The following is a 15410-nucleotide window of genomic DNA, read 5'->3' on the forward strand; positions in this document are numbered from 1 at the left end:
GGCGAAGAATTGATGAAGCAGTGTAATGGTGCGACACGGCAGCACAACCTTCCTTCCGGGATAGGCCGGGACAGGGGCCGCCGGGGCGCTGTTCGCGGCCCCGTTCCTGTCTCTATCCCCAGTGGGATATGCCCGGGTAGGGATCCCCCCCCATGAGTAGGGTGTTCTCCCCGGGCGGCCGGTCCTAGAGTCTACCGCAGCAAAAAGAACCATCTGGGTCCCGGCTTGCCGTCAGACCCCGACCAAAACCAGGACCGGGACGTAGCCGCGGCGCAGTTCCCAGGCACCCAAGGCAGACGCACACGGTCCCACGTCCCCAGACCCGAGAAGGAGACTGTCATGGCGAACAATCAGCACCAGACCCCGATGCTCGACGAGCTGGAAAACGGCCCCTGGCCGAGTTTCATCTCCGGGATCAAGCGTCTTCGTGACGAGCACCCCGATGCGCGCATCCGCGGCATGACCAACGACCTGCTCGGTCAGCTGGAGCACTCCTACGAGACCCGCAAGGGATACTGGAAGGGCGGCACCGTGTCCGTGTTCGGATACGGCTCCGGCATCATTCCGCGCTTCTCCGAAGTGGCCAAGGCCTTCCCGGAGTCCCGCGAGTTCCACACCGTGCGTGTGCAGCCCCCCGCCGGCAACTTCTACTCCACCGACATCCTGCGCCAGCTGGCCGATTCCTGGGAGAAGTACGGTTCCGGCCTGATCACCTTCCACGGCCAGACCGGTAACGCCATGTTCATCGGCGTGAGCACCGAGAACACCCAGGCCTTCTTCGACGAGATCAACGAGTACGGCTTCGACCTCGGCGGCGCCGGCCCCTGCGTGCGCACCGGCATGTCCTGCGTGGGCGCTGCCCGCTGCGAACAGTCCTGCGCCAACGAGCAGCGCATCCACCGCACCCTGCTCAACCGCTTCACCGACGACGTGCATCGTCCGTCCCTGCCCTACAAGTTCAAGTTCAAGGTCTCCGGCTGCCCCAACGACTGCGTGAACTCCATCGAGCGTTCCGACTTCGCGGTGATCGGCACCTGGCGCGACGACATGAAGGTGGACCAGGCCGAGGTGAAGGCCTTCATCGAGAAGAAGGGCCGTGACTACGTCATCGACAACGTCACCACCCGCTGCCCGACCCAGGCCATGACCCTGAACGCCGACGACACCCTGACCATCGACAACAAGGGCTGCGTGCGCTGCATGCACTGCCTGAACGTCATGCCCAAGGCCCTGTCCCCCGGCGACGACAAGGGTGTCTCCATCCTGGTGGGCGGCAAGCGCACCCTGAAGATCGGCGACCTGATGGGCACCGTGATCATCCCGTTCATGAAGCTCGAGACCGAGGAAGACTACGAGAAGCTCACCGAGCTGGCCGAAAACATCATCGAGTTCTGGGCCGAGAACGGTCTGGAGCACGAGCGTTGCGGCGAGATGATCGAGCGTATCGGCCTGGTGAACTTCCTCAAGGGCATGGGCCTCGACGCCGATCCCAACATGGTCAACCACCCCCGTCAGAGCTCCTACATCCGTATGGACGAGTTCGACGAAGCGGCCGAGCAGTACCTGCGCCGCAAGATGGAACAGAAGCGGTCGGCGGCCAACTAAGGCCGCCCCAACCCAACAACCATCCGATTCCACCACGGTAGTGGATCTATAAAAGGCAGGAGTTGAGCAATGTCACAGGCACAGGCCATGCGTCCTCCCATTGAATCCGGTTGCCCGGACGGCTTCCAGTACATGCACCCGGTGATGCGCCGGAACTTCGGCATGTGGAAGTACCACGAGCATCCCCGTCCCGGCGTGCTGCGTCACGTCGCCGAGTCCGGCGAAGACATCTGGACCGTCAAGGCGGGCACCCAGCGTATCCTCGACGTGTTCACCCTTCGCAAGCTGTGCGATATCGGTGACCAGTTCGCCGACGGCTACGTGCGTTTCACCATCCGTTCCAACATCGAGTACATGGTCGACAGCGAGGCCAAGGTCGAGCCCCTGATCAAGGCCCTGGAAGATGCCGGCTTCATCGTCGGCGGCACCGCCAACTCGGTGTCCATGATCTCCCACACCCAGGGCTGGCTGCACTGCGACATCCCCGGCACCGACGCCTCCGGCGTGGTGAAGGCGATGATGGACGAGCTCATCGACGAGTTCCGCAACTGCCGCATGCCCAACCGCGTGCACATCACCACTTCCTGCTGCCAGATCAACTGCGGCGGCCAGGGTGACATCGCCATCAACGTGCAGCACACCAAGCCGCCGAAGATCAACCACGACCTGGTGGCCAACGTCTGCGAACGCCCCTCCGTGGTGGCCCGTTGCCCGGTGGCGGCCATCCGCCCCGCCCTGGTGAACGGCAAGCCCTCCCTGGAAGTGGACGAGAAGAAGTGCATCTGCTGCGGCGCCTGCTACCCCCCCTGCCCGCCCATGCAGATCAACGATGCCGAGCACACCAAGCTGGCCATCTGGGTGGGTGGTAACCACTCCAATGCCCGCGGCAAGCCCACCTTCCAGAAGCTGGTGGCCTCCGGTATCCCCAACAACCCGCCGCGCTGGCCCGAGGCCACTGCCATCGTCAAGAACATCCTCCAGGCTTACAAAGAGGGTGCCAAGGACTGGGAGCGCATCAACGACTGGATCGAGCGTATCGGCTGGCCCGAGTTCTTCGAGAAGACCGGCCTGCCCTTCACCCGATTCCACGTGGAGAACTGGAGAGGGGCGCGCAACAGCCTGAACGCCTCGACCCACATTCGCTTCTGATCGGGAAGCGAGCCTAACTCCATGTGACCTGCCCGTCCGGGCGGCCTGTGGCCGCCCGGACCCGAACACCACAGGACAGTCGAGACATGAAATACGGCATTCTGGTCAACGAAGGACCCTATCAGCATCAGGCCGCTGATACGGCTTACCAGTTCTGCAAGGCGGCCATTGACCGTGGCCACGAGGTCTTCCGGGTCTTCTTCTATCACGACGGCGTGAACAACGGCACACGCTTCGCCGTGCCGCCCCAGGACGACCGCAACATCACCGCGCGCTGGACCGAACTGGCCCAGGCCAACAACATCGACCTGGTGATCTGCATCGCCGCCGCCCAGCGCCGCGGCATCCTGGACGAGGGCGAGGCCAAGCGTCAGGGCAAGGACGGCAACAACATCGCCCCGGGCTTCCGCATCTCCGGTCTCGGTCAGCTGATCGAAGCCGGCATCCAGTGCGACCGCCTGCTGGTGTTCGGCGACTGACCCAGACGCGCAACAGGCCGGCATCCCCACGGATGCCCTCCTCCCACAAGACACATGAAGGTGAATGAAGATGTCCGAACCTTGGGAAGATGAAGGTCCCGGTGAAGTCAAGAAGTTCATGTACGTCAACCGCAAGGCCCCTTACGGAACCATCTACGCGCTGGAATCCCTGGAAGTGGTGCTGATCGCGGCGGCGTTTGAACAGGATGTGAGCATGGTGTTCGTCGATGACGGCGTCTACCAGCTCAAGAAGGGTCAGGATACCCAGCAGATCGGCATGAAGAACTTCTCGCCCACCTATCGTGCCCTGGAGGGCTACGACGTGGAAAAGCTCTACGTGGAGGCCGAATCCCTGGCCGAGCGCGGGCTCACAGAAGAAGACATGCTGGTGCCGGTGGAGGTGATGTCCCGTGACGACCTCGCCCGGCTCATGGACGAACAAGACGTCATCCTGAGCTTTTGAGGGGGAGTCAATCAGTGAGCATGCTGCATACCGTCAACAAGTCGCCCTTCGAGCGCAACACCCTGCAATCCTGCATCGGTCATGCCCTGCCCGATTCCGCCATCCTGCTGATCGAGGATGGTGTGGTCGCGGCGGTGCGCGGCACGGCGCACGAGGGCACCCTGCGCGAAGCCATGAACGGCCGCAAGGTTTACGTGCTCGGCCCGGACCTGATGGCCCGCGGCCTGAGTGCCGACCAGGTCATCGATGGCATCGAGGTGGTGAACTACGAGGGCTTTGTTGAACTGACCGAGAAACACGACAAGGTACAGGCCTGGGTCTAGCCCACCGGCCCCCTTCATCCCACGAACCGGAAACAACAGCAGGAGGAATATCCCCATGCCAATCGAAGTCAACGGCAAGAGCTACGAAACCGACGAAGAAGGCTACCTGGCCAACCTGAACGAGTGGAACCCCGACCTGGCCACCGCCATGGCCGCCGCCGACGGCACCACCCTGGACGAGAACCACTGGGAAGTGATCAATTTCCTGCGTGAATACTACGAGGAATACCAGATCGCCCCCGCCGTTCGCGTGCTGACCAAGGCCATCGGCAAGAAGCTCGGCCCGGACAAGGGCAACAGCAAGTACCTGTACGAGCTGTTCCCCTACGGTCCTGCCAAGCAGGCCTGTAAGTACGCCGGGCTGCCCAAGCCGACCGGCTGCGTCTAAATCACGCAAAGCTGTTTCCGGGTGTGGCCCGCGAGGGCCGCACCCGGATCTCTGACCTGGAGGATGCCCCGTGTCGTTCGCGACCGTGTTCTATGCCCTGCTGTTCTATGCCGCCACCGCCATCTTCCTGATCGGCGTGGGCCTGCGCATTGCCCGGTACGCGCGTACCCCGGCACCTCTCAAGATTCCCACCACCCCGGCCCCCACCACCCGCAGCGGCGTGTTCCTGCGCATGGGTACCGAAGTGGTCTTCTTCCACAGCCTTTTCAAGGCCAACAAGTGGATCTGGATTCTCGGCTGGGCGTTCCATCTCGCCCTGCTGCTGGTGGTCCTGCGCCACCTGCGCTATTTCATCGAAAACGTGCCCACCTGGGTGGCCCTGATCCAGCCCTTCGGCATCTATGCCGGGTTTGCCATGGTGGCCGCCCTGTTCGGCCTGTGGGCCCGCCGGCTGTTCGTGGAGCGCATCCGCTACATCTCCTCGCCCTCCGATCACCTGATGCTGGTGCTGCTGATCCTGATCGGCGCCAGCGGCCTGGCGATGAAGTACATCTGGCACACGGACATCACCGCCGTGAAGCTGTTCTTCCTGGGCCTGATGCGCTTTGACATCCAGCCGCTGCCCACGGACGCCATGCTGCTGATCCACCTCACCCTGGTGGCGGCGCTGATGATCATCTTCCCGTTCAGCAAGCTGCTGCACGCCCCCGGCGTGTTCTTCAGCCCGACCCGCAACCAGGTGGACAATCCCCGTGAGCGGCGTCATGTGAGCTGGATCGCCAACAGCGAAAAACCCGCCGCCAGCGGCAGCGAACAGTAAAACAACGGACCGCGCCCCAGCCGATCCCGAGGACACGAGACCATGGCCGATTTCAAAACCCCAGAGGTGAAGGAATACCTGGAGATACCCGCCCTGGAAGCCGGGGTCATGTCCCACAGCAAGCCATTCGTCTCCAAGGAGCAGTTCCAGGCACCCCTGGGCTTCCCGGGCGAACTGGCGGACAACTGGAAAGAGGTGGCCATCAACAAGCTGGGCGAACTGCTGGAGACCAACCGAGGTCTGCAGGTGTTCATGGACTCCTGCGTGAAGTGCGGCGCCTGCACCGACAAGTGCCACTATTTCCTGGGCACCTCCGACCCGCGCAACATGCCCGTGGCCCGACAGGATCTGCTGCGCGGCGTCTACCGCCGTTATTACACCCTGCCCGGCAAGCTGTTTCCCAAGCTGGTCGGTGCCATGGACCTGACCGAGGAGGTGCTGGACCAGTGGTACAGCTACTTCCACCAGTGCTCCGAGTGCCGCCGCTGCTCCGTGTTCTGCCCCTACGGCATCGACACCGCCGAGATCACCATGGCCACCCGCGAGATCATGAACGCGGTGGGCAAGGGCCAGAAGTACAGCAACGAGATCATCGGCAAGGTCTTCAAGATCGGCAACAACCTGGGCCTGCCCGAACCGGCCCTGCGCGACACACTGGAAGGCCTCGAGGAAGAGGTCAAGATGGACACCGGCGTGGACGTGCGCTACCCGCTGGACGAGAAGGGTGCCGAGGTACTGCTGGTGACCCCTTCCGCCGACTTCTTCGCCGAACCCCACGTGGACGGCCTGATCGGTTATGGCAAGGTGTTTCACCAGGCAGGCATCTCCTGGACCCTGTCCTCCCACGCCTCCGAGGCGGCGAATTTCGGCCTGTTCATCGGCTCGCCCGAGAACATGAAGCGCATCGCCATGCGCATCCGCGAGGCGGCCCTGGAACTGGGCGTGAAGCGCATCGTGTTCGGCGAGTGCGGCCATGCCTGGCGCGTAGCCTACAGCTTCCTCAACACCCTGGCGGGCCCCTTCGACTTCCTGGACCCCCGCTACCCGGTGCCGCAGCACATCTGCGAGGTCACCTATGACCTGATCCAGCGCGGCGCCCTGACCCTGGACAAGAGCGCCAACGACCACCGCCGGGTCACCTTCCACGATTCCTGCAACGTGGCCCGCGCCTCGCGCATGGGCGACATGCCCGGCGGTCAGTTCGTGATCCCCCGCGAGATCCTCAAGGCGGTGTGCAATCACTACTACGACATGGCCCCCGACACCATTGGTGAATCCACCTTCTGCTGCGGCGGCGGTGGTGGCCTGTTGACCGACGACCTCATGGAACTGCGCGTCAAGGGCGCCTTGCCGCGCATGCAGGCCCTCAAGCACGTGGTGGAAGAACACGGCGTCAACCAGCTGGTGGCGATCTGCGCCATCTGCAAGAGCCAGTTCTCCAAGGTACTGCCCTATTACGGATTTGAAATGGACCAGATCGTGAGCCTGCATCAGCTGGTCAGCGATGCACTCGTGATGGATTCCAAGCAGTAATAAAACAATACAGATCGCAATCAGGCCACTGGCCCGACATCAATCAGGAGAAGACCCATGGCGACTTCCAGCGATGACATGAAACTGACGTTCCGCAAATTCAAGGACGGTGACCACGAACGCCGCAGCTGGAAGGACGCCATCTTCGAGGGCGATCACTCCCACAAGTGCCCGGTCTACGTGCATCGCACCCCGCCCTGTCAGGGTTCCTGCCCCTCCGGTGAGGACATTCGCGGCTGGCTGCAGATCGTGCGCGGCATCGAGAAGCCCCCGGCCGACATGAGCATGCAGGAGTACGCCTTCCGCCGCTCCACCAGCGCCAACCCCTTCCCCTCGGTGATGGGCCGCGTGTGCCCGGCGCCCTGCGAATCCGGCTGCAACCGCAACGAGGTGGAAGACTTCGTCGGCATCAACTCCGTGGAACAGTTCATCGGTGACTCCGCCTTCAACCAGGGCTACAAGTTTGACGCCGCCCCGGCCCTGTCCGGCAAGCGCGTGGCCATCATCGGCGGCGGCCCCGGCGGCATGTCGGCGGCCTATCACCTGCGCAAGCGCGGCCATGCCTCCACCATCTTCGACGACCACGAGGAACTGGGCGGCATGATGATGTACGGCATCCCCGAGTACCGGGTGCCCCGCAACATCCTGCGCCACGAGATCCAGCGCATCCTGGACCTGGGCGGCATCGACGTGCGCCTAAAAACCCGTGTGGGCAAGGACGTCAGCATGGAGGACGTGGAGAAGGAATTCGACGCCGTGGTCTGGGCCGTGGGCTGTCAGACCGGCCGCAAACTGCCGGTGCCCGGTGGCGACGCCCCCAACTGCATCACCGGTGTGGACTTCCTGGAGGCCTTCAACACCGGCCGCATCAAGGTCCTGAGCACCGACAACATCGTCTGCGTGGGCGGTGGTGACACCTCCATCGACGTGGTCTCCGTGGCCCGCCGTCTGGGCCGCATCGAGGCCGAGAACATCACCGACAACCCGGAAGACATGATCCACGGCTACGTGGCCCACGACAGCGCCATGAGTGCCATGCGCACCGGTGCCAACGTGACCCTGACCTCCCTGTTCCCCAAGGAGAAGATGACGGCCGCCGAGCACGAGGTGCACGACGCCCTGCACGAGGGTGTGACCATCCTCGACGGTGTGATGCCCGTTGAAGTGGTGCTCAACGACAAGGGCCGCGCCGTGGGCCTGAAGATGGCCAAGTGCCAGTTCGAGGGCAACAAGCCCGTGCCCGTTGAAGGCACCGAGTTCGTGCTGGAGGCCAACCTGATCGTCTCCGCCATCGGTCAGGGCGGTGACCTCAGCGGTCTGGAGTCCCTGGACAACGGCCGCGGCTTCATCGACACCGACAAGTTCTACCAGGTACCCGGCAAGCAGGGTCACTTCGTGATCGGCGACATCATCCGCCCCCACCTGCTGACCACCGCCATCGGCCACGGCGCCATCGCCGCCGACAGCATCGATCATTACCTGTCGCACGAGGAGCCTATCAAGCGCCCGCGCGTCGATGTGCATCACTTCAAGCTGCTCAACAAGCTGCAGGAGGTGGGCCTGAACCCCGAGGCCTACTCCGGTGAGCAGGTGCGTGGTACCTCCGAGAGCAAGTTCGCGGTGCACAACTTCGAGGACCGTTCCGCCCAGGAGATCATCTCCCACGAGAAGCTGTTCAAGGGCCACTTCCCGTTCACCCCGCGCAACAAGCGCAGCGAGCACGGCCCAAGCGCCGACGAGGTGATCGGCCACTTCCAGGAGCGCATGGACTGCCTCACCGAGGAACAGGCCGTGGCCGAGGCCAAGCGTTGCATGAGCTGCGGCATGTGCTTCGAGTGCGACAACTGCGTGATCTACTGCCCGCAGACGGCCGTGTATCGCGTGCCCAAGAAAGAGGCCGCCACCGGCCGCTACGTGGCCACCGACTACGCCAAGTGCGTGGGCTGCCACATCTGCGCCGAGGTCTGCCCCACCGGCTACATCGACATGGCCATGGGTGACTGAACCATGGGGCGAGGCATCTCACTTGTCCGTATGATCCTCGCAGGTCTGCTGCTGGCGGGCGCAGTCTTCGCGCTCGCCGGCTGCAGCCCGGTGGAAGGTCCGCAGATGATGCAGGCCCGGGGTGACCAGTGCGTGGAACCGGTGGAGGTCATCCGCCGGGATCACATGAAGCTGCTCAGCCACGAGAAGGATCAGGCGGTGCTGTTCGGCGTGCGCAACCCCAACCACAGCATCCGGGGTTGCGTGGAGTGTCACGTCTCGCCCACCGCCAGCCGGGATGACCCCAGCAGCCATTTCTGCCTGAACTGCCACAGCTTCAACGCGGTGCGCATGGACTGCTTCCAGTGTCATGCGGACAAGCCCGCCAATGACTACCACTTCCATGCCCTCAACCCCCACGGGCCGGGCTTTGGTTTCGATTCCGCGGCGAATTCCGCCAGCCTGGCCCGGGACCTGGAGTCCATCATCGCCCTGGAGACGCAGAAACCATGAGCCATGACTCCACGCCTGATCTCTCCCGCCGCCGCTTCATCACCGGCGCGGTCGGCGCCGTGGCCAGCCTCACGGTGGCACCGGGCATCTTCCTGATGCAGACCAACGCCCAGGCCGGCACCAAGCCTGGTGCCCGCTGGGGCCTGCTGATCAACACCAATGTGTGCGGCGACTGCAACGCCTGCGTGACCGCCTGTCACAAGGAAAACGGCGTGGGCAGCATGAACCGGCCCACCACCGACGCCCAGTGGATCCGCAAGGTGAACATCACCGACCGGACCACCGGCCACAGCCGCTCCCTGCCGGTGATGTGCCAGCACTGCGAACATCCGCCCTGCGTCGACGTGTGCCCCACCGGCGCCTCCTTCCGGCGCGCGGACGGCATCGTGCTGGTCAACAAGCACACCTGCATCGGTTGCCGCTACTGCATGATGGCCTGCCCCTACAAGGCACGCTCCTTCGTGCATGAACATCTCACCGACCAGGTACCCCATGCCCCCCGCGGCAAGGGCACCGTGGAGAGCTGCACCCTGTGCGTGCACCGCATCGACAAGGGCGAGCGGACCACCGCGTGCGTGGAGGCCTGCCACACCGAGGGCAACGGCGCCATGGTGTTCGGTGATCTCAACGATCCCAATTCCGAGATCTCCCGCCGCCTGGCCGAGTACGGCGGGGCCGCCATCCGGGCCGACCTGGGTCTGAACCCGGGCGTGCGCTACCAGGGACTCTGATCCGAGGCTATGACAAGCATGAAAGCGATGACCCACTTCCGGGAGATCGAGGGCAGGAGCAAGGGCTACTACGGACTGCTCGTGCTGCTGTTGTTCGGCATCGGCCTGGGCCTGGTGGCCGCCGCCCTGAAGGGCACCTACGGCCACCATATCACCGGCATGAACAACCACGTGGTCTGGGGCCTGCCCCACGTGTTCGCCATCTTCCTGATCGTCGCCGCCTCCGGGGCCCTGAACGTGGCCTCCATCGCCTCGGTGTTCGGCCGCAAGGCCTACAAGCCCCTGGCGCCCCTGTCGGGCCTGCTGGCCATCACCCTGCTCGCCGGCGGCCTGGCCGTGCTGGTACTGGACCTGGGTCGTCCCGACCGGCTGATCGTCGCCATGACTCACTACAACTTCAAGTCCATCTTCGCCTGGAACATCTTCCTGTACACCGGCTTCATCGCCATCGTGGCGGTGTACCTGTGGTTCATGATGGAACGGCGCATGAACCCCCACAGCACCAAGGTGGGCTACGTGGCCTTCATCTGGCGCCTGATCCTGACCACCGGTACCGGCTCCATCTTCGGCTTCCTGGTGGCCCGCGAGGCCTACGACGCCGCCATCCTGGCCCCCCTGTTCATCGCCCTGTCCTTCTCCCTGGGCCTGGCGGTGTTCCTGCTGGTGCTGATGGCCGCCTACAACTGGACCGGACGCCCCCTGGGTGACGCCATCCTCAGGCGCCTGAAGAACCTGCTGGGCATCTTCGTGGCCGGCGTCCTGTACTTCGTGGCCGTCTACCACCTCACCAACCTGTATGCCACCCGCCTGCACGGCGTGGAGGCCTTCCTGCTGGTGCACGGCGGCATCTATCCCTTCCTGTTCTGGTTCGTCCAGATCGCCCTGGGCAGCGTGCTGCCCCTGGTGCTGCTGTTCCACCCGGTGTGGAGCCGTTGCCGGGCGGTGATCGCAGCGGCCTGCGGCCTGGTCATCCTGGGTGGCCTGGCCCAGCTCTATGTGACCATCATCGGCGGTCAGGCCTACCCGCTCGACCTGTTCCCCGGCCATGACGTGAGCAGCAGCTTCTTCGACGGCGTGGTGGTCCCCTACACCCCCTCCGCCGTGGAGTGGATGCTGGGCATCGGCGGTGTGGCCCTGGCCCTGTTCATGGTGACCGTGGCCATCAAGTTCCTGCGCTTCCTGCCCGAGAGCCTCGCCGACGACAAGGTGGATCCGCACCACGCCGCGCAGGCCGCCGCCGGGGCCGAACCCGCCAAGGCATGAGGCCTGTGACACTGCCCCGCGGCGCCTGATCATGACGCGCCTGCTCGTCTCGGCCGCCCACAAGTCCTCCGGCAAGACCACCGTAGCCACAGGCCTGTGCGCCGCCCTCGCGGCGCGCGGCCTGCGGGTCCAGCCCTTCAAGAAAGGCCCCGACTACATCGACCCCCTGTGGCTCGGCCATGCCGCCGGCCGTCCCTGCGTGAACCTGGACTTCCATACCCAGGATCACGACGAGATCCTGGCCATGGCCGCCCGTTACGAACGGGACACCGATGTCACCCTGGTGGAAGGCAACAAGGGCCTCTACGACGGCGTGGACCTGGAGGGCAGCAACAGCAACGCCGCCCTGGCCAAGCTGCTCGAGACCCCGGTGGTGCTGGTGGTGGACTGCCGCGGCATGACCCGGGGCATCGCACCCCTGCTGCTCGGTTACCAGGCCTTTGATGCCGGCGTCCGCATCGGCGGCGTGATCCTCAACCGGGTCGGCGGCGCCCGCCACGAATCCAAGCTGCGCGCGGTCATCGAACACTACACGGACGTCCCCGTGCTGGGCGCCGTGCACGAGGATCCGGCGCTGCAGATCATCGAACGCCACCTGGGGCTGGTCCCCAGCAACGAACACCAGAAGGCGGACAGCCAGATCCGCCGCCTGGGCGAGGCCATCGCTGCACAGGTGGACCTGGAGGCCGTGCTCAGGATCGGCGCAGACACCCGCACGCCCCTGCCGGCTACGCCCTCGCCCGTTGCCGAGGCCACTGCCGGTCCGAAGGTGCGTATCGCGGTCGCCCGGGACGCCGCCTTCGGTTTCTACTACCACACGGACCTGGAGGCCCTGGAGCAGGCCGGTGCGCAGCTGTGCTTTTTCGATGCCCTGCATGATGCAGAGCTTCCCGAAGCGGATGCCCTGTTCATCGGCGGCGGATTCCCCGAGACCCACCTGGCGGCCCTGGAGGCCAACGCCCCCCTGCGCGGCGCGATCCTCGATGCCATCGAGGCAGGCCTGCCCGCCTACGCCGAGTGCGGCGGCCTCATGTACCTCTCGCGCAGCATCCGCTGGAAGGATCAGTGCCACACCATGGTGGGCGTGATCCCGGGCGACGTGGTCATGCATGAACGTCCCCAGGGCCGGGGCTATGTGCGCCTCGAGGAGACCGGCGCGGGACTCTGGCCGCTTCGGGATGGGGAAGGCAAGGCAGCCACCTTCCCTGCCCATGAATTCCATTACTCGGCCCTGGAACCCATGGGCGCTGAGACCGTGTACGCCTACCGGGTCCTGCGCGGTCACGGCGTGGACGGGCGTCACGACGGCATCGTCCGCCACAATCTGCTGGCCAGCTACAGCCACCAGCGGCACACCCGCCGCAATCCCTGGGCCTCGCGCTTCGTGGCCTTCATCCGTCATCAGCTACAATCCCGTTCAGCGACACAGGCCCGCAGCACAGCCCCCTGAATGCGTCGCGTCTCCATGCACACCAGGAGTTATTCATGATCACCATCACCCCCAACGCCGCAAAGCAGATCATCGAATCGGCCAGGCAGAGCGGCCTCGAGAACACCCCCCTGCGCATCGCCGCACGCCGCCATTCCGACGGCGCCATCGAATATGGCATGGGCTTCGACGACACCGGCCGGGACGAGGATCTGACCTTCAAGAGCGAGGGTGTGAGCCTGGTCATCGACCCCATCTGCGTCGACCTGGTGAAGGATGCGGTGCTGGACTACGTGGAGATGAACCCGGGCGAATTCCGCTTCATCTTCATGAACCCCAACGATCCCCACTACCGCCCGCCCAATTCCGCCGCCGGCGCCCCGCCCGCCAGCGTGAGCGGCACCTGGTCGCCGGACAAATCATAGGATTAAGCGGACTGCAAAGGGCGCCAAGGTCGGCGCGAAGGACGCGAAGCCTATCATGATGAAAACACCTCGCGGCCTTAGCGCATACCTTCGCACCCCTCGCGGTTCGCTTTTCCCTCGCCCCCCAACAGGGTCTTAACCAGACATGCTTCTGACCATTCCTGAGCTGCTGGATGCCGCGCAGCTGGCAGAGATCCGCCGGCTGCTGGCGGATGCACCGTTCACCGACGGCCGCTACAGCGCCGGTGCGGACGCCCGGCGCGTGAAGCACAACGAGGAGGTGGATCCGTCGGATACCCGAGTCAGGGCGCTCAACCAGCTGGTGCTCATGCCCCTCTACCGGCACGAGACCTTCCAGGCCGCCGCCCTGCCCCGCAAGCTCTCCGGCGCATTCTTCGCCCGCTACCTGCCCGGCATGCAGTACGGTGCCCACGTGGACGACCCGGTCATGGGCCCGGAGGGCGGCCGCTACCGAACGGATGTCTCCGTGACCGTGTTCATCGGCGAACCGCAAAGCTATGAGGGTGGCGAACTGGTTGTGGAAACGGACTTCGGAGAGCAGCAGGTGAAACTCCCTGCGGGACATGCCGTGATCTATCCCTCCTCCAGCCTGCACCGGGTTTCCCCGGTGACAGGGGGAGAACGCCTGGTCGCCGTTGCCTGGGCGGAATCCATGGTGCGCGACCCGGCCCGGAGGCAGATGCTCTACGAGCTCTACCAGGTCCATGAGGCCTTGCGCAGGGACAATCCCGATGCCGAGGTGACCCGGCGAGCCGGGCATGTGCGCGCCAACCTGATGCGCATGTGGGCGGACGTTTAGTCCGAAGTGCCAAAGGAAGAAGTGTGAATTGGGAAGTGGGAAGTTAAACCCAATGCCGTAGGTTGGACTGAGCGCAGCGAAGTCCAACGGCTCGGACAGGAGAAAACCTGTCCTCTCGCAAAGAGAAAGAAAAACATGTTCCTCTCACGGGGACACGGAGGCACGGGGAAACCCTATTTGATCAGGTTTCCTCCGTGTCCCCGTGCCTCCGTGAGAGGATTGGTTCTGATTTGGACTACCCCAACCTACGCCCGGAGAAGTCCGGACACAGGGAAGGCAAGGCCTCGTCGCTGACCGGCCAGGTCTCGGGGGGCTCGCGCAGCAGACGCTCTGCCACCGTCAGCCAGTGCTCACGGGCCGGGGCGATCAGACGCTTGAGTTCCTCCAGCGTACCGCCCTTCACCCATCCCTCGTACGCCTCACGCAACTGGGGAAACAGCAGCGCACGCATGCCGCCCAGGTTGGCGAAATAGAAATGCAGCGCACCCTCGGGTGCGTCATCCAGGAGTGCGGGCAAGGTGGCCAAACAATCGGCCAGGTGATCCCGCACGGCACGCATCACCCGCTCGGCCCGGCTGCCGGCCACCGTCATCATCCGCTCCTGCCACTCGGGGCCCAGCAGGCGTCCGGCCAGCACCTCGCCCACCTCGTGCCACACCGCGGACTCCACCTCGGCGTCCACCATGCGCTCCAGGCTTTCGTCATTGCCCGGATCATGACCATAGGCCCGCAAGGCCCGTCCCAGAGAATCCACGGCAGGCGCGCCGCGCATCTGCCAGGCCTCGATCATCTCGAACACCATGCGACGTATGGACTCCCGGCGCACGAAGATGCGCTCGCCCCGGGACATGGCCGGCGGTGAAGAAAGATCCCGCGCCATCTCCTGGCCCACCACATAGATGCGGTAGCCCTCGTAATCCTCGAGTTTGATCAGACTGCCAAGGAAGAACAGCGGGCGCGCGCCGCGACCATAGCCAGCGCCATAGACCAGTCCGTGGGGACTGAGATGCTGATTGACCGCCTCGTGATCGAAGGGATCAAAGCGCCGCTCACCCAGGGTCAGGGCGTCCAGGTCCTGTGCCTCCAGCCCTTCCCAGTGCTGTTCCCGCGCCACCACCCAGTCGCCCACCTCGCGGCGGTCCAGGGCCATGGAATACGGCAGGCCCCGCTCCCAGCGGTAGAACTCGCGCATCTTGAGCAGATAGGTGCAGAGGGTATCGTTGCCCGCATAGCGCGCATCGGCGATGTCGCAGTTGCGCTGCACGGTCTCGCGCAGATCGCGCCATTGCGGCGCTGATGCCCGGGTGGTGTTCACATCACTCATGGCTGATCACACCCTGATGATGGCTCGATGACAGGACCATTGTCCCCCAGAAAGACACCGAAGAAAACGTTATCCGTAGCAGGGTCAAGTCCCAGTCCGTAGGAGCGACGACCCCGTCGCGAACCCGCGTGAGTCAGGATGCAAACCATCGCTCTCACGGAG

General features: G+C 64.5%; 16 protein-coding genes. 15 read left to right on the top strand and 1 reads right to left on the bottom strand.

The features are described from left to right. Positions 1-339 precede the first annotated feature (339 nt). From dsrA to TGR7_RS11005, 15 genes are all read left to right on the top strand, one after another. Positions 340-1605, top strand: a complete 1266-nt coding sequence (gene dsrA / locus TGR7_RS10935) for a dissimilatory-type sulfite reductase subunit alpha (RefSeq protein ID WP_012638743.1) — start codon at positions 340-342, stop codon at positions 1603-1605. Positions 1606-1674: 69 nt separating this feature from the next. Continuing rightward, complete coding sequence (gene dsrB / locus TGR7_RS10940) at positions 1675-2754, top strand: dissimilatory-type sulfite reductase subunit beta (RefSeq protein WP_012638744.1); 1080 nt, start codon at positions 1675-1677, stop codon at positions 2752-2754. Between the two features lie 86 nt (positions 2755-2840). Beyond that, positions 2841-3233, top strand: coding sequence for a sulfurtransferase complex subunit TusD (gene tusD / locus TGR7_RS10945; protein WP_012638745.1), 393 nt, complete (start codon positions 2841-2843; stop codon positions 3231-3233). A 70-nt stretch (positions 3234-3303) separates the two neighbouring features. After that, complete coding sequence (tusC, locus tag TGR7_RS10950) at positions 3304-3696, top strand: sulfurtransferase complex subunit TusC (RefSeq protein ID WP_012638746.1); 393 nt, start codon at positions 3304-3306, stop codon at positions 3694-3696. Positions 3697-3716: 20 nt separating this feature from the next. Continuing rightward, positions 3717-4019: a sulfurtransferase complex subunit TusB gene (gene tusB / locus TGR7_RS10955; RefSeq protein ID WP_012638747.1), complete on the top strand. Its 303-nt coding sequence runs from the start codon at positions 3717-3719 to the stop codon at positions 4017-4019. 55 nt (positions 4020-4074) lie between these two features. Continuing rightward, the gene (locus tag TGR7_RS10960; RefSeq protein WP_012638748.1) at positions 4075-4407 is read left to right on the top strand and encodes a TusE/DsrC/DsvC family sulfur relay protein; all 333 of its coding nucleotides are present in this window, start codon (positions 4075-4077) and stop codon (positions 4405-4407) included. Between the two features lie 70 nt (positions 4408-4477). Then, positions 4478-5227: a respiratory nitrate reductase subunit gamma gene (locus tag TGR7_RS10965; RefSeq protein ID WP_012638749.1), complete on the top strand. Its 750-nt coding sequence runs from the start codon at positions 4478-4480 to the stop codon at positions 5225-5227. A 42-nt stretch (positions 5228-5269) separates the two neighbouring features. Next, a complete protein-coding gene (dsrK, locus tag TGR7_RS10970; protein ID WP_012638750.1) occupies positions 5270-6760 on the top strand; it encodes a sulfate reduction electron transfer complex DsrMKJOP subunit DsrK in 1491 nt (496 codons plus the stop codon). A 57-nt stretch (positions 6761-6817) separates the two neighbouring features. Further along, positions 6818-8764 (top strand): NAD(P)-binding protein, encoded by a 1947-nt coding sequence (locus tag TGR7_RS10975; RefSeq protein WP_012638751.1) that lies wholly within the window; start codon positions 6818-6820, stop codon positions 8762-8764. Between the two features lie 30 nt (positions 8765-8794). Beyond that, positions 8795-9256: a hypothetical protein gene (locus TGR7_RS10980; protein ID WP_012638752.1), complete on the top strand. Its 462-nt coding sequence runs from the start codon at positions 8795-8797 to the stop codon at positions 9254-9256. Next, positions 9253-9987, top strand: coding sequence for a sulfate reduction electron transfer complex DsrMKJOP subunit DsrO (gene dsrO / locus TGR7_RS10985; protein ID WP_012638753.1), 735 nt, complete (start codon positions 9253-9255; stop codon positions 9985-9987). Before TGR7_RS10980 ends, dsrO begins: the two co-directional genes overlap by 4 nt. Positions 9988-10005: 18 nt before the next feature. After that, positions 10006-11250, top strand: coding sequence for an NrfD/PsrC family molybdoenzyme membrane anchor subunit (gene nrfD, locus TGR7_RS10990; RefSeq protein WP_012638754.1), 1245 nt, complete (start codon positions 10006-10008; stop codon positions 11248-11250). A 31-nt stretch (positions 11251-11281) separates the two neighbouring features. Continuing rightward, complete coding sequence (locus TGR7_RS10995) at positions 11282-12700, top strand: cobyrinic acid a,c-diamide synthase CobB (RefSeq protein WP_012638755.1); 1419 nt, start codon at positions 11282-11284, stop codon at positions 12698-12700. 35 nt (positions 12701-12735) lie between these two features. After that, the gene (locus TGR7_RS11000; RefSeq protein ID WP_012638756.1) at positions 12736-13104 is read left to right on the top strand and encodes a HesB/IscA family protein; all 369 of its coding nucleotides are present in this window, start codon (positions 12736-12738) and stop codon (positions 13102-13104) included. Between the two features lie 145 nt (positions 13105-13249). Then, complete coding sequence (locus TGR7_RS11005; protein WP_012638757.1) at positions 13250-13924, top strand: Fe2+-dependent dioxygenase; 675 nt, start codon at positions 13250-13252, stop codon at positions 13922-13924. A gap of 235 nt (positions 13925-14159) precedes the next feature. On the opposite strand, the gene TGR7_RS11010 is transcribed toward TGR7_RS11005, so the two are convergent. After that, positions 14160-15248, bottom strand: a complete 1089-nt coding sequence (locus TGR7_RS11010; protein WP_012638758.1) for an Sfum_1244 family protein — start codon at positions 15246-15248, stop codon at positions 14160-14162. Positions 15249-15410 lie beyond the last annotated feature (162 nt).

This window comes from Thioalkalivibrio sulfidiphilus HL-EbGr7, assembly GCF_000021985.1.
Taxonomy (GTDB): domain Bacteria; phylum Pseudomonadota; class Gammaproteobacteria; order Ectothiorhodospirales; family Ectothiorhodospiraceae; genus Thioalkalivibrio_A; species Thioalkalivibrio_A sulfidiphilus.

What these genes read in the sequence shown, in the direction of transcription:
- dsrA (WP_012638743.1), top strand. Translation starts at nt 340, where the DNA reads ATGGCGAACAATCAGCACCAGACCCCGATGCTCGACGAGCTGGAAAAC.
- dsrB (WP_012638744.1), top strand. Translation starts at nt 1,675, where the DNA reads ATGTCACAGGCACAGGCCATGCGTCCTCCCATTGAATCCGGTTGCCCG.
- tusD (WP_012638745.1), top strand. Translation starts at nt 2,841, where the DNA reads ATGAAATACGGCATTCTGGTCAACGAAGGACCCTATCAGCATCAGGCC.
- tusC (WP_012638746.1), top strand. Translation starts at nt 3,304, where the DNA reads ATGTCCGAACCTTGGGAAGATGAAGGTCCCGGTGAAGTCAAGAAGTTC.
- tusB (WP_012638747.1), top strand. Translation starts at nt 3,717, where the DNA reads ATGCTGCATACCGTCAACAAGTCGCCCTTCGAGCGCAACACCCTGCAA.
- TGR7_RS10960 (WP_012638748.1), top strand. Translation starts at nt 4,075, where the DNA reads ATGCCAATCGAAGTCAACGGCAAGAGCTACGAAACCGACGAAGAAGGC.
- dsrK (WP_012638750.1), top strand. Translation starts at nt 5,270, where the DNA reads ATGGCCGATTTCAAAACCCCAGAGGTGAAGGAATACCTGGAGATACCC.
- TGR7_RS10975 (WP_012638751.1), top strand. Translation starts at nt 6,818, where the DNA reads ATGGCGACTTCCAGCGATGACATGAAACTGACGTTCCGCAAATTCAAG.
- TGR7_RS10980 (WP_012638752.1), top strand. Translation starts at nt 8,795, where the DNA reads ATGATCCTCGCAGGTCTGCTGCTGGCGGGCGCAGTCTTCGCGCTCGCC.
- dsrO (WP_012638753.1), top strand. Translation starts at nt 9,253, where the DNA reads ATGAGCCATGACTCCACGCCTGATCTCTCCCGCCGCCGCTTCATCACC.
- nrfD (WP_012638754.1), top strand. Translation starts at nt 10,006, where the DNA reads ATGAAAGCGATGACCCACTTCCGGGAGATCGAGGGCAGGAGCAAGGGC.
- TGR7_RS10995 (WP_012638755.1), top strand. Translation starts at nt 11,282, where the DNA reads ATGACGCGCCTGCTCGTCTCGGCCGCCCACAAGTCCTCCGGCAAGACC.
- TGR7_RS11000 (WP_012638756.1), top strand. Translation starts at nt 12,736, where the DNA reads ATGATCACCATCACCCCCAACGCCGCAAAGCAGATCATCGAATCGGCC.
- TGR7_RS11005 (WP_012638757.1), top strand. Translation starts at nt 13,250, where the DNA reads ATGCTTCTGACCATTCCTGAGCTGCTGGATGCCGCGCAGCTGGCAGAG.
- TGR7_RS11010 (WP_012638758.1), bottom strand. Translation starts at nt 15,248, where the DNA reads ATGAGTGATGTGAACACCACCCGGGCATCAGCGCCGCAATGGCGCGAT.